General features: G+C 40.1%; 12 protein-coding genes. 4 read left to right on the plus strand and 8 right to left on the minus strand.

Annotated elements, in window-relative coordinates; translation table 11 throughout:
* Positions 1–83: 83 nt before the first annotated feature.
* The 3 genes from G7058_RS04960 to G7058_RS04970 all read right to left on the minus strand — a co-directional run bounded on the left by G7058_RS04960 (position 84) and on the right by G7058_RS04970 (position 3,872).
* Positions 84–839, minus strand: coding sequence for a glycosyltransferase family 2 protein (locus tag G7058_RS04960; protein WP_227004501.1), 756 nt, complete (start codon positions 837–839; stop codon positions 84–86).
* A 23-nt stretch (positions 840–862) separates the two neighbouring features.
* Complete coding sequence (locus G7058_RS04965; RefSeq protein ID WP_319593439.1) at positions 863–1,942, minus strand: glycosyltransferase family 4 protein; 1,080 nt, start codon at positions 1,940–1,942, stop codon at positions 863–865.
* Between the two features lie 151 nt (positions 1,943–2,093).
* Positions 2,094–3,872: an alpha-amylase family glycosyl hydrolase gene (locus tag G7058_RS04970; RefSeq protein ID WP_166062520.1), complete on the minus strand. Its 1,779-nt coding sequence runs from the start codon at positions 3,870–3,872 to the stop codon at positions 2,094–2,096.
* A gap of 243 nt (positions 3,873–4,115) precedes the next feature.
* Here G7058_RS04970 and G7058_RS04975 point away from each other — a divergent pair, with 243 nt between their 5' ends.
* A complete protein-coding gene (locus G7058_RS04975; RefSeq protein ID WP_166062521.1) occupies positions 4,116–5,639 on the plus strand; it encodes an IS1182 family transposase in 1,524 nt (507 codons plus the stop codon).
* A 291-nt stretch (positions 5,640–5,930) separates the two neighbouring features.
* On the opposite strand, the gene G7058_RS04980 is transcribed toward G7058_RS04975, so the two are convergent.
* From G7058_RS04980 to groES, 3 genes are all read right to left on the minus strand, one after another.
* Positions 5,931–7,265, minus strand: a complete 1,335-nt coding sequence (locus tag G7058_RS04980; protein ID WP_166062522.1) for an IS91 family transposase — start codon at positions 7,263–7,265, stop codon at positions 5,931–5,933.
* Positions 7,266–7,411: 146 nt separating this feature from the next.
* Complete coding sequence (gene groL / locus G7058_RS04985) at positions 7,412–9,028, minus strand: chaperonin GroEL (RefSeq protein ID WP_166062523.1); 1,617 nt, start codon at positions 9,026–9,028, stop codon at positions 7,412–7,414.
* 33 nt (positions 9,029–9,061) lie between these two features.
* Positions 9,062–9,346: a co-chaperone GroES gene (groES, locus tag G7058_RS04990; protein ID WP_166062524.1), complete on the minus strand. Its 285-nt coding sequence runs from the start codon at positions 9,344–9,346 to the stop codon at positions 9,062–9,064.
* A 178-nt stretch (positions 9,347–9,524) separates the two neighbouring features.
* Between groES and G7058_RS04995 the strand changes: the two genes are divergently transcribed.
* Together G7058_RS04995 and G7058_RS05000 are read left to right on the plus strand one after the other, a co-directional pair.
* Entirely contained in the window at positions 9,525–10,196 is a 672-nt protein-coding gene (locus G7058_RS04995; RefSeq protein ID WP_166062525.1) for a CPBP family intramembrane glutamic endopeptidase, read from the plus strand.
* A gap of 24 nt (positions 10,197–10,220) precedes the next feature.
* The gene (locus tag G7058_RS05000; RefSeq protein ID WP_166062526.1) at positions 10,221–10,424 is read left to right on the plus strand and encodes a YdiK family protein; all 204 of its coding nucleotides are present in this window, start codon (positions 10,221–10,223) and stop codon (positions 10,422–10,424) included.
* 51 nt (positions 10,425–10,475) lie between these two features.
* Here G7058_RS05000 and G7058_RS05005 read toward each other — a convergent pair whose 3' ends face one another.
* Positions 10,476–11,111: a redox-sensing transcriptional repressor Rex gene (locus G7058_RS05005; protein ID WP_166062527.1), complete on the minus strand. Its 636-nt coding sequence runs from the start codon at positions 11,109–11,111 to the stop codon at positions 10,476–10,478.
* A 303-nt stretch (positions 11,112–11,414) separates the two neighbouring features.
* Between G7058_RS05005 and G7058_RS05010 the strand changes: the two genes are divergently transcribed.
* Positions 11,415–13,361, plus strand: a complete 1,947-nt coding sequence (locus G7058_RS05010; protein ID WP_166062528.1) for an ABC-F family ATP-binding cassette domain-containing protein — start codon at positions 11,415–11,417, stop codon at positions 13,359–13,361.
* Positions 13,362–13,609: 248 nt separating this feature from the next.
* On the opposite strand, the gene tsaD is transcribed toward G7058_RS05010, so the two are convergent.
* Positions 13,610–14,626, minus strand: coding sequence for a tRNA (adenosine(37)-N6)-threonylcarbamoyltransferase complex transferase subunit TsaD (gene tsaD / locus G7058_RS05015; protein ID WP_166062529.1), 1,017 nt, complete (start codon positions 14,624–14,626; stop codon positions 13,610–13,612).
* Positions 14,627–14,629: the final 3 nt, after the last annotated feature.

The following is a 14,629-nucleotide window of genomic DNA, read 5'->3' on the forward strand; positions in this document are numbered from 1 at the left end:
AAATGTAGCGGTTTTTCCCTCATTTACATTTATCTTATAAAAAAGAAGCTGTAATAACCTCACAGCTTCTTCGCCTATCATTTTTATTTCATAACAACAGAAAAAATTTTATGTAGTAATAAGTATAGTGACTTTACAAGAGAAAGCTTTTCAATTTCTCTGTATACGCGCCACTGGTACTTAATCAACGTCTTCTTATTACTTGATAAAGAGCCTTCTCTGACTTGGTAATAAGTTAAAGGCTCCAAGAGTCCATAATTATATTTTGCTTTCTTGATAACTTGTAACCACATCACAAAATCGTTTCTTCTTTTAATATCAGGAATAAAGAATACACCTAAGTTTTTAGCGTTATAAATGACTGTAGAATTTCCCGGACAGTATTTTAACAAACCGTTATAGTCTAGACGCTCTCTTGCTTTGGTAATCGTGCCCGTTGAGATTCCTTCTTCGTTCACATGTTCGTAATGTGTACTGGTAAAATCATAGTTATTTTCCCTCATAAAATGAATCTGCTTTTCCAATTTATCGATTCTCCAGCTGTCATCACTGTCTAAAAAAGCAAAAAATTCGCCATCTGCTTCCTCAATTGCCCGATTCCGTGCCATAGCCGCACCGCAATTATTCTCTTGCAAGATTAACTTGATACGCGGCTCATTAAGCCCGTTTACAAGCTCTACTGTTCTGTCGGTAGAGCAATCATCAACAATTAGCATTTCCCAATTCGTATACGTTTGATTCAAAACAGAATGAATAGTGTTTAGAACAAATTTTTCTGAATTATAAGTGGGGGTGATAATGGATACTTTGCCATCAATTTTTACTTTGTTATTTTGCACTTTATTTCTCCTTATCGCATTAACTAATCTTTTTTATTGATTTTATTTGCGATTTGTCTTAATTTCTTTAGAAGTGGTCGTCTATCTTCTCCCACTAACCCTATTAGTTCCACAAATAATTCTAATCCAATCAACAGTCCCACTAATATTAAAACAGTTCCGCCAACTGTGGTCATTGGAAACAATAATGCTATCAAAGAAAATATTAAAGCAATTGCATAGATTGTAAGTACTGTTTGTTTGTGTGTGAGCCCCAAAGACATCAAGCGATGATGCATATGATGTTTATCTGCAGAAGATATAGGCATATGGTTTAGATAACGACGCAGCATCGCATAAATCGTATCGGTTATTGGAATACCTAAAACTGTTATCGGAATAATAAGAGAAATAAAGGTCACATTTTTTAACCCATATAACGAAAGAACAGATATCATAAATCCTAAGAACAATGCTCCCGTATCACCCATAAATATTTTAGCAGGATGAAAGTTATAAGGGAAGAAACCGAGTATCGCACATACTAAGGTGAATATCATAATAAACACAGGTATATTACTTCCGCCTAAAAAGAAAAAACTGATAATTGACATTGTTCCCAATGCAATTATTGATACACCAGAAGCCAGACCATCTAACCCATCAATCAAATTTACAGCATTCGTTATAGCAAGAATCCAAAGCATAGTCATTGGTAAAGATAATAGACCTAATTCGAAATCTCCAACTAATGGAATACTAATGAGGTTCATTCTTACATCTGCAACAAAATAAATAATAAGCGCTGCAATGATAAGCCCCAGTAACTTAAATTTGGGTTTCAACTCCTTAATATCGTCTACCACACCTGTAACAATTACGAGTGTTGCAGCTATAAAAATAGGTATAGAGACGGAATAAGAAATGGGTTGTAAAAAGAAAATTGAAAAGAAAAAAGAGAGATATATCGCTAATCCGCCCATTGTCGGCATTACTTTTGTATTAACTCTCCGTTTGTCCGGTGCATCAGTCGCCCCTACTTTAAAGGCTATTTTTCTTATAATAGGCGTAATAAATAGCGAAATAATGATTGTAAAAATTCCCATCATTAATACTCGAAACATATCATACATTTGAAATCCTCATTTCCATAAATTTTGCATGTTGGAATCTTAGATATCTTATCATAATTCGTACACAAAATACATTTGAAAAAGATAAACATGCTTTATCTAATGGATTGATTAGAGAAACCCTTAAGATAAAAACCGCTATTTAATCAGCCTTTAAGATAACCGTCCCACCTTCGCTTCTAGCGGGGATTTCTATCGTTAGTGTTCCTTCTGAGGCATTATAATGAGTATTTTCTGAATAAAGGTCTGAGTAGCTTGCTTCTGAAACCGGTATGGTCACTGTTGTCGGCTCATCTAAAATATTGAGTCCCACCATTACTTCTTGCCCCTCATAGTTACGACTGAAAATAACGAAGCCTTCCTTGTTTGACCCCGCAACTGTACGGCGGTCTCCTTTTGAAAAAATAAGACTATTATTTTTACGTATATTCAGTAATTTCTGATAATGTGCATGCATATCTGAACTGGCAACTGCATCCCAATCGAAATCATAGCGGTTTTCGTTGTATTCGCCCTTATCCATATTACTAGCAGTTGCTCCCGTTTGTCCCAACTCTTCCCCATAATAAATAACGGGCTGACCTTTCGCGGTAATCAAAAGAGAAGCCGCGACTTTTTGTTTGCCCCTGTCGCCACCTGCCTGTCGATACAAGAACCCATCTTCATCATGACTGGATAAGAACTGCCCCAACGTTGCATCACTCGTTAATTGCTCATTACGAGTAATAAGTTTATCATTTGCACCCATCACATCCCAGTTTACGAAGCTACCGGCAATATTTTTGAAATCAAAATCCAGCAAACTGTCCATTTCTCCGTCATATAAATATCCGCCCGTATTCGTAATCGAGGCGCCGTAGTGTTCTCCAATCAACTTAAATGATGGTTGTTCTTTAATAATTGCATTTTTGAATGCTTTCCAGGTAGTATCTTCAACGTGCTTAACTGTGTCTACGCGGAAGAAATCAATAGTATCGCCGCGTTCAGTGCGACTTTCTGCAATCCAAGCCGTTTGCCACGCGATTAATTGGTCGCGCACCTCAGCTTCTTCTGTTTTGAAGTCAGGTAGACCAGCCAATTCTCCTAGAACTTGATGGTTCGGAACCGGTTCATCCCGCAACATCCCTTCGAAAACAGATCCTTCTTCATCCATACCATAACCGGAATGATTCAGTACTACATCCACCATCACCTTAATTCCGTGGTCATGAGCGGTATCAATTAGTTCTTTAAATGTTTCCAAATCACCCAAGTGTTCATCGATCTTCGTAAAGTCTTTGGCCCAATAACCGTGATATCCGTACTGATTACTATTTTGCTGCTCACGCATGTTCCATTCGATGTTATCAACAATCGGTGTAATCCAAAGGGTATTAATCCCCAACTCTTCTAAATACGGCATTTTTTCGATTAAACCGCGGAAATCGCCACCGTGATAGGTTTCCAGATGGCTCGTATCGTAGTTTTCATTGTTAGGGTCGTCATTGGTTTTATCACCGTTATAGAAACGGTCGGTCAATGTAAAATAGATGCGCGCCTCATCCCATCCAAAAGCTAGGGATTCACTTTTTTCGTCCGGCTCGGTTAACTGAATCACTTCTTCATACGTTTCTATTCCATCAGCGGTCTGAACGGAGACGGTAATCGTTTTATCACCTATCTCCAAATCATCAGCGATTGTGACACTTAGTTCATTCAGTAAGGGATCAAACGTCATCTCAGACGGCACCCCTAATTCTTTGGCATCCACTGTTACTTGGGAAATTCCTTCACTAAAATATAGTTCTTCGTCAATCGACACAACAACACTGTCATGAACAGATGGATTTTCTGGAAATGTCGTTATAGGGTCATTCGCTTCCGGACTACAAGCACCGAGACCGAATGTCAGTAAGGGTAAGAAATATTTTATCGCACGCATTCTCTTTATCCTCTCTTTCGTGTAAGCGGTTTTATTTTCTTATAACATAGCATGACCCCTTTTTTTATACAATTTGTTACCGATAACACGTTTCAAAAATACTAAGAAAAGAGGCTGGGACAAAACCTAGCTAAAAAGCAGCCCGGAAGTTTTTCTTCCGGGCTGCTTTGTTATTGGTATAAAAAAAGAAAGCCACCTAGTATAATGTAAATAACGACAAATACATTCAGGAGGGGCTTTCTTATGTATAAAAAATATAACACAAACCAAACCACTTTACCATTGGAATTATCCGCTTTGCTTCCCCAAGACCATCTTGTTTTTGTTATCGATGAATTTATTGAATCGTTAGATTGGTCTGCCTATCCTTTATTCGAGGCTTCCGAAGGAAGGCCTGCTTATCACCCGCGTTTGCTTATCAAGGCTTTGTTATTCGCCTACTCGGAAGGTATCTTCTCGGGACGGAAAATGGAAAAGATGATGTTGGAGAACATCGCTATGATGTGGTTGGTAAGCCAAGAAACGATTTCCTACCGTACAATCAACCGGTTTCGGTCATCACTGTTTTGCCAAAATCTGTTACCGGAATTGTTTGCGGAATTTGCAGCGAAACTGAAGACAGAAAATATGGTCACGATGGAAACCCTCTTCGTTGATGGCACGAAAATTGAAGCAAACGCCAATAAGTTTTCTTTTGTCTGGAAAAAGGCCATTGAGAGATACAAAGCTTCCCTTAAAGAAAAGGCGATGCAGTACTTTAAGGAAGAAATTCAACCATTGGTTGACCAAGCCATGCAGATTGATGATTCTGATGAACTGTCCACCGCTGAGTTGGAAGAAATTGCCACTATCATTGAGCAAGAAATTCAGGACCTGTCTAGTGACATCGAGGCGAATCCAGTTAAAGGGAAAAACCCTAAAAAGCAAAGACGACGGACGCTAAAGAAACACTTGCGTAAATTGGTCAATGACTTTATTCCACGTAAGAAAAAATATGCGGCGTATGAAGAAGTTTTGGAGGATCGGAACAGCTTCTCAAAAACGGATACCGACGCTACGTTTATGCGAATGAAAGATGACTATATGCAAAATGGACAACTTAAGGCAGGATACAATATTCAAATTGGTACTGAAAACCAATTCGCTTTGGCCGTCGGGATATTTCCAAATCCTACGGATACGCGGACACTCATCCCTTTTGTAGATTCCTTGACTATTTTACCGAAGACCATTGTAGCTGATGCTGGATATGGCAGTGAGGAAAACCTGGATTACTTGGACCAAATTGGTGTGGAACACCTTATCAAATATAATGCGTTTGATAAAGAACAAAAGCATAGCTATAAATCATCAGATAAAAATAGAAAAAATTGGGAATATGTGACGGAAGAAAATTATTTTGTCCATCCGGATGGCACGAAATATTATTTCAGCCATATCAGCCGCAAGAAGAACACGAGTGGTTTCGTTCAGGTAATCCATGTCTATAAACCGACTAATCCGGAAGAAGCCCCCCAAAAATCATTTAACTATAATTGGCACTATGAGGAATTAAAAGAACAAGAAACGAGTAAGCTTTTATCGCCCGAAGGGTCTCGGGTTTTTGCACAACGCAAAATCGATGTTGAGCCTGTTTTTGGCCAGATAAAGGCTAATTTGGGTTTCACTCGATTCCATTTACGTGGAAAAGAAAAGGTAAAAGTTGATATTGAATTGGCCTTGATGGCCAATAACTTGAGAAAATATAATCTAAGGAAGGCTAGTTAACAGAATTACGCGACTTTTTAATACAAAACCAAAAAGATGATTGAGTTTTTTGAACTCATTCATCTTTTTGGTTAGCTGAGATATTTTGTCCCAGCCTCCTTTTTTCTTTAGCTGTAGTCATTACTTCTCAGATGCCTATTATCATAGGTGATGCCCGAATCGCTCTGATAATATTCTGGGACCATCTCACTTTGGCAATTTTGGCAGCTGAAGCGTGGGGGATCCAACGGATCGCCTCCGTCCAACCAATCAAATTCATCGACTATCTCGCGAGGGATTTCCTCGACAGCCTTACATTGAAGACAGATATAGGTCACGTTCTCGTTTAAGGCTTCTTTGTCGAAGCTCTTCCCAGTCGAACCTGAGGTTTTCAAAAACTTCCGCTTGAGCTTTTTCTTGCTGATGTTGGTGTTTTTCCGACTCAATCCGTTCAATCTCCTCTCGCAGGTATCTTCGTGCATCCCGATCGTTCGCATATAGGATGGCCAGATGACCATTTTTGGACACAACCGTCCCCTTGAATTCGTAGAAGTTGCCGCAATGTGGACATTTCAAGGGGTCAACCCCGAATGTTTCGGTTATCCGTTCCCGCCATTTTTTCGGTTGGGTCATCTTCCGGGCACTGATGAGTAGCTTCTCCATTTTTTCTTGAAGATGACGGACAATTTTTTGAACAACCGTCTTGATCCTTCTGCTATAGAGACCATAATGGCGGATTGTCTTGAAATCTTTATCGGGAATATGCCGGATAAGGGAAAGGATGAATTCTTTCCCAACCATTATTTTTACCGCTTCTTTATTTGTGCGCTTGTCATGGTAGCGGAACAGGACGGTATCCCCGTCATAGTAGATGATCCGCTTGAGGGCAATCGGTCCCCGCTTCATGTAACGGCTAATGTATTGCAAGAGCGCCTTGACATTGGTTCGGCTACGTTTCGGGGCATTCACGTAGAAGCCTTCGGCATTCTTTGTGTAGGCCTTCTGCAGCAGGGGCTGGGCCTCCTTCTTCTCTTCCGGTGTCAGCGTCCGTCGCAATAGCTTCAGTACCGCATTTTGCCAATGGACACGAAGCAACTTATACGGGATATAGTCGTAGTTCTGCCATTCCCCGCCATCACTTAACCCGCCCATGGTCACAATCATGTGGACATGCGGATTGAACTCCAGCTGAGACCCGAATGTATGCAATCCGGCAATGATACCCGGTGTTATACGCTTTTTCCGGAAATACATTTGCACGACATTGGCGGCCTCGTCCATCAATCCCTTTAGTAATTCCTTGCGATGGAGGAGGAACAACTTGCGCAACCCCTCATCAATCGTGAATACGATGTGCCGATGGATCGTGTGGTACATGTCTTCCGAAACCATCTCGCTCCAACGTTGACTCTCCCCAACCGCACAGGTTGGGCAAAACTTCCCCTTGCAGCGAATCGGGACATGCTTCACATCATGACACCCTTCGCAAACAAACAACCGAAACCCTTTCTTGATATCTCCACAATATCGAAACTTTTCTACTTCGGCTAATGCCACCGGGCGAATCCTCTTCCCATACATTTTTACAAGGGAATCCCAGTGGTCTTCCTTATCAAAGAAAATGGCGTGAAGAATATTCTTTTTCATATCTCTATTTTACCCTCTGTGGAACAAAAGGCAAATGCGTGGAACTACCGACAATACAGGATTCTGTTAGCACAAAAACTTATAGAACCCTTTACTATAAAAAAAGCGACCGGGTTTCCCCAATCGCTTCTACTTTAATTATTGAATTACATCATGCCGCCCATACCTGGGTCTTGTGGCATCATTTGTTCTGGAGCAGGCTTGTCAGCAACAACACCTTCAGTTGAAAGGATTAGTCCTGCAACACTTGCTGCGTTTTGTAGAGCTGAACGGACAACTTTAGCTGGGTCTACAATTCCAGCTTCAATCATGTTTACCCACTCATCAGTTGCAGCGTTGTAACCAATGCCGATTTCTTCTGTCTTAATGCGTGCCGCAATAACAGAACCTTCCATTCCAGCATTTTCTGCGATTTGACGAACTGGTTCTTCCAATGCGCGTGCAACAATACGTGCTCCTGTTGCTTCGTCGCCTTTTAAGTCAAGTCCTTGTACACGGGCTTGTACGTTAACTAACGCTGTACCACCACCGGATACAATACCTTCTTCAACTGCCGCACGTGTCGCGTTTAATGCATCTTCGATACGTAGTTTACGCTCTTTCAATTCTGTTTCAGTAGCGGCACCAACTTTGATTACCCCTACACCACCTGCTAATTTAGCCAAGCGCTCTTGTAATTTTTCACGATCAAAATCAGAAGTTGTTTCTGCAGCTTGTGCACGAATAACCGCTACACGTTGCTCGATTACTTCTTTCTCGCCAGCACCTTCTACAATTGTTGTGCTGTCTTTCGTTACAACAACTTTTCCAGCGCGACCTAAATGTTCAATAGATGCATCTTTCAGCTCTAAACCTAAATCTTCTGCGATTACTGTTCCGCCTGTTAGTACTGCGATATCTTGTAACATTTCTTTACGACGGTCCCCAAATCCAGGTGCTTTCACTGCCGCAACGTTAAATGTTCCACGAAGTTTGTTCAATACCAATGTTGGTAATGCTTCTCCATCGACATCATCCGCAATAATTAATAATGGACGGCCTTCTTTCAAAATTTGCTCCAATAAAGGTAGTAAATCTTGAATGTTAGAGATTTTACGATCTGTAATCAGAACGTATGGCATTTCTAGGTTTACTTCCATCTTATCGTTATCAGTTACCATATATTGTGATAAGTAACCACGATCAAATTGCATACCTTCAACAACATCTAGTTCTGTTTCAATACCTTTAGACTCTTCGATTGTGATAACGCCGTCGTTACCAACTTTTTCCATTGCTTCTGCAATAAGTGCTCCGACTTCTTCAGAACCAGATGATACTGCTGCAACTTGTGCGATTGATTCTTTAGAATCTACAATTTGAGAAATCTCAGCTAAGCCAGCAATTGCTTCTTTCGCCGCGATTTCAATCCCGCGACGAACGCCAACTGGGTTTGCGCCAGCAGTAACGTTTTTCAAGCCTTCGCGAACAATTGCTTGTGTCAATACAGTTGCTGTTGTTGTTCCGTCACCCGCAATGTCATTTGTTTTAGAAGCAACTTCAGATACAAGTTTTGCTCCCATGTTTTCGAAATGGTCTTCTAGTTCGATTTCTTTAGCGATCGTTACGCCATCGTTGGTAATTAAAGGAGAACCGTATGCTCTTTCTAAAACAACGTTACGGCCTTTCGGTCCTAATGTTACTTTAACTGTGTTCGCTAACATGTCTACCCCACGTAATAGGGCTGCACGTGCGTCTTCAGAAAATTTAATATCTTTAGCCATTCTAAATTCACCTCATACTTATTATTGTAAAAATTATTCTACGATTGCTACGATATCGGATTCTTTTACTACTAAGTAATCTGTACCATCGTACTTAATTTCAGTCCCTGCATATTTCTCGAACAATACATGGTCACCGATTTTAACTGTCATTTCAACTTTTGTTCCGTTGTCCGTTACAAGACCGTTACCTGTTGCGATAACGACACCCGTTTGCGATTTTTCTTTAGCGGAAGATGGCAACACAAAGCCTCCTGCAGTTTTTTCCTCTTCTTTGGCAACATCAATAATGACGCGATTACCTAATGGTTTTAACACAAGTATCCCTCCACAAATTAATTTATTCTTTATTAGCACTCATCTATCCAGAGTGCTAACTTACTTTTCTATCATAATCAAACTTTTTTGATAATGCAAGCAAATTCACTAATTTTTTTCATTCTTGTGATATACTCTCACTTAGGACAATTATAACAAACAAGAAAGGTTTAGATACATGAAAAGAAAAATGACAACATCCACGCGTATCATTTTCGTATACCTAGCAGCTCAACTCTTGCCTGTTCCGCTTACGTTCCTATTTCCGGCAGAGAAACAAATCGCGATGAGTTTAACCTTGGCCATTATTTTTGCCTTTCTAGGAACTATTACGATGATCGTTATTAACTATAAAGAAAAATGGACGCCTGAAGCGCCAATTATTAAAGCATCATCTGCTCCAATTCCTAAAGTTTTACTTTGGGGTGTGTTAGGCTTCATAGCTGCGATTCTCATTCAAATTGTAGCCTCACTAATCGAACAATATCTTTTTGGTGTACCGATTGAGTCTGCGAATACCGAAAACTTAAGAGAAATGACAAAAGCTTATCCTTTACTCATTTTTATGATTACTGTATTTGCACCTGTAATGGAAGAATTTGTTTTCCGTAAAGCTATTTTTACTCAATTGAACATGTCACGTGTTGGTCTTTATGGATCAGCTGTAATCAGTGCTTTGCTGTTTGCTTTCATCCATTTCGATGGTCACTACCTTCTTTATGGTAGTTTGGGATTGTGGTTCTCTTATTTATACTATAAGACAAACAACATTTTTACACCGATGTTGGCTCATGGTTTAATGAATGCTTTTGCTTCACTCCCAATTTATTTCCCTGAATTATTCCAATAAGTGTTGTAAAAAGAAAGGATTTCTATGAATTTAAAAAATATCGTTCTTCAAATCGTTATGAAATTTGCATTTGCTGGTCTTTTTATTTATTTCGCAGTGGATAGCATTAATGTATCCGGTTGGGGATTCCTAACGTGGATTAGTATCTTTTTCGCAACGAATAACATTGTTACAGCGATTCAAATGTTAGTAATGTATTTCAAGATAAAAGATAAAGTGAATAAATAAAAAAATCCCGCACTCTTCAATTTGAAGGACGCGGGATTTTTTATTTTATGCTTAACTGATGTTGTTATCTAAGAAATAAATCAAGGTCTGAAGTTCGTTCGTCAGGTCAACGTTTTGAACGCGGACATTTTCTGGAACAGATAGACGAATTGGTGTAAAGTTCATAATTCCCCGAATTCCTGCTTCCACTAGATTATTAGCAGCTTTTTGTGCTACTTCTTGCGGAACAGTCAAAATGACAACGTCAATTTGTTGAATACGCAGTTGTTCAATCATTTCCCCCATTGGATAGACCGGAACCCCACTGACAATTGTCCCAACGATATCTTCATTTACATCAAAGGCAGCGCTGATCCGTACATTATTACTTAAATGGAAGTTATAGTTTAGTAACGCATGTCCCAAGTTACCAACTCCGATTAATGCAACGTTGGTCAAACGATCTTGGTTCAATGTTTTACTGAAGAATTCCAATAAGTATTCGACATCATAACCATAGCCTCTTTTCCCAAGAGCACCAAAGTATGAAAAATCTCTACGGATAGTTGCACTATCAACCTTTACGGCCTCGCTCAATTCTGTTGAGGAGATTCTCGTTTTTCCGGCATCGTGCAAATAGCGTAAGTAACGGTGATAGATAGGAAGACGACGGGCAGTAGCTTTTGGAATTTCATTATTAGCTGGCATAGTTTCTCTCGCTTTCTTCAAATTTATGTATGTAAAATTATCTATTATAAACGTTTTGTGCTCATCAATACATAGTGCAATTATAGCATGCACTCGTGAAAAATCTAGTATTTTGTTTTAATTTGTACTTTTTTGTGAAGGGTATCTCAACTTGAACTTTGTTGTTATCGCTTTTATAAAAAAAATGGTGCACGTTTCACAAAGGTTAGACCGTTTTCATCATCCTTTCTTTTGGATGCGCCCAGAACGAAAAAACTATGATAAAATGATTATGCATATAATAGAAAGTTGAGGAACGACTGAATGATACTCTTACAAGGACAAAATCTAGCCCGTTATTTCGGTCCGACCGTTTTATTTGAGAATATTCAAATTACGATCCAGGACAATGAGCGCATTGCACTCGTGGGACGAAATGGTGCAGGGAAATCAACATTACTAAAAATATTGGCCGGTATTGAACCGACAGATGCAGGGACTGTTGCGAAGAAAAAAGAAGTGACCATTGGTTATCTTGACCAACACAGTGCTGTCGATTCCACTAAAACAATCTGGGACGAAATGCTGACGGTCTTTGCACCTGTCATTTTATTAATGAAACAAGCAGAACAGGCTGCTACGCGTTTGGCGGACGAAGCTGTCATTAATGACCCCGATGCCATGGAAGCAGCTTTAAAATTATACGACACATTGCAACAAGAAATCCACAAGCAAGATGCATACGGGTATGAATCTGAAATCCGTTCGGTTTTACATGGATTTAAGTTTTACGAAGAAGACTTGGATCGTCCTATTTCCCAGCTCTCCGGCGGTCAAAAAACGCGTTTGGCGATGGCAAAAATTCTATTGGAAAAGAATGACCTGTTGATTTTGGATGAGCCGACGAACCATTTGGACATTGATACATTGGCTTGGTTGGAGAATTACTTGCTTGGTTACCGCGGAACGCTTTTAGTCGTTTCCCATGACCGGTATTTCTTGGATAAAATTGCAACAAACGTTTATGAAATCAGTCGCAATAAAATCCACCATTATAAAGGGAACTATTCTTGGTTTTTACAAGAAAAAGCGGCTCGTTTAGAACAAGAAATGAAGCAATATGAGAAACAACAAGAAGAAATTGCCAAACTGGAGGATTATGTTGCACGAAACATCGTGCGTGCATCTACTACTAAAATGGCCCAAAGCCGACGGAAACGATTGGAAAAAATGGACCGTATGGATAAACCTATGGGCGATGAACGTTCCGTACGCTTTGCTTTTGACATTAAGCGTGAGAGCGGCAATGTGGTGATGGGCGTTGAGAATGCTGCTGTTGGTTACAATGGCGAAGTTTTGGCAAAACCCATCAATCTAGATTTGCGCAAACAACAGGCAATTGGTATTGTCGGCCCAAACGGAATCGGAAAATCAACTTTATTGAAATCCATTATTGATCAAATTCCTTTTATTGAGGGTGGCGTAAAATTCGGAACGAACGTTGACCTGGGTTACTATGACCAAGAACTATCGAAGTTGTCTAAAAATAAAACAGTTTTGGCGGAAATTTGGGACTTGCACCCTACTATGAATGAAAAAGATGTTCGCAGCATTTTGGGTAGTTTTCTCTTTACCGGAAATGACGTTGAAAAAACCATCAGTTCACTCAGCGGTGGCGAGAAAGCGCGACTTGCCCTTTGTAAGTTAGCACTGGAACGGAATAACTTATTAATGTTGGATGAACCAACGAACCACTTGGATATCGACAGTAAAGAAGTCTTGGAAAATGCTTTGATTGATTATGATGGAACGTTAGTGTTCGTATCGCATGACCGTTATTTCATTAACCGTATTGCAACCAGCATCTTAGAACTATCGGCCGATGGAAGTAAACTCTACATCGGGGATTACGATTACTATATCGAAAAGAAACAAGAAGAAGCGGAGTTGCTTGCGCTCCTTGCTGAAGAACAAGAGGAACAACTGACTGATGAAGTCGCTCCTCCTGTAAAGTCGACTTACCATGCGAGCAAAGAAAAAGCGAAATTAGAACGTAAACTATCTCGTGAAATCACTTCTCTAGAAGAAAAGTTGGAGGAAATTGAAAGTAAAATCGAAGAGATTGAAACCCAACTGACTTTACCCGAAGTTTTCGGAGATCACGAAAAAGTTCAAGAATATAATGACGACCTCCTTACTCTGCAAGACCAACAAGACGTCTGTATGCACGAATGGGAAGCTAAGAATTTAGAACTGGAAGGGTTAGAATAACTTTTCTACATAAACCGAGGCCTGTGCCTCGGTTTTTTTGTGTCGTGTTGTCGATTGGAACATTTTGGAGTTGTAAGTTGAGTAAAACGTTCCAATAAATAGTTATTGGAACATTTGGTCACTTTATTTTCGTTCAAACGTTCCAATCAGTGTAGATTGGAACATATCTCTCTTTATTTCCGATTAAAACGTTCCAATTACTGATGACAAAAAAACATCTAGTCCGTATCTCACAGACTAGATGTTTTTTATTTTTCGAGCATGAGGCCCGGTCTTGCATTCAGACTCAGACTTGCGAAGTCTTGTGCTTTATATTGCGTATAGGCAGCAGCACCAATCATTGCTGCATTATCACCGCATAAATAAAGTGGTGGAATAATTAATTCAACATCAGGGAGTTCACTGGCAACTGCATCTGTCAATGCCTGGCGAAGTCCTTTATTAGCAGCAACGCCTCCTGCCAACAACAATTGCTTGATTCCTTTTTCTTTCGCAGCACGAATGGTTTTCGCGACCAGCACATCGACAACAGCTGCTTGGAAACTTGCTGCTACGTTTTCAGGATCCAAATCGTCACCTTTTTGACGTGCATTATGAATTGCATTGATAACGGCACTCTTCAGACCACTGAAGCTGAAATCAAAGTTGTCTTCATTTATCATTGCCCGTGGGAAGTTGTAAGTATCTTTCCCTTTATGAGCCATTTCATCCAACACTTTCCCACCAGGATACGGTAGTCCCAACACGCGCCCGATTTTATCATAGGCTTCTCCCGCGGCATCGTCTCGTGTTTCACCCACGATTTCGAACTCGCCGTCAGCTGGCATGTAAACTAATTCCGTATGTCCACCGCTCACAACTAATGCCAAGAGTGGAAAATGAATCGGTCCTAATAATTGGTTGGCATAGATATGTCCTGCGATATGATTCGTCGCAATTAATGGCTTATTGTGTGCATAGGCCAATGCCTTTGCCGCACTTACACCAATAAGTAATGATCCCACCAAGCCCGGACCTTCCGTTACTGAAACAGCAGCAACATCTGCCATTTCAATTCCGGCCGTTTCGAGTGCGGCCTCAATAATTTGTGTTATTTGTTCCACATGATGGCGGCTCGCCACTTCGGGAACAACTCCGCCAAAGCGCATATGACTTTTAATTTGTGATGCGACGATATTCGAAAGAACCTCTGAACCATTTTTGATTACAGCCGCACTCGTTTCGTCGCAACTGCTTTCGATTGCTAAAATTAATGTCTCGTTCACGCA

Origin of the sequence: Jeotgalibaca porci (genome assembly GCF_011299095.1) — a bacterium.
Classification (GTDB): domain Bacteria; phylum Bacillota; class Bacilli; order Lactobacillales; family Aerococcaceae; genus Jeotgalibaca; species Jeotgalibaca porci.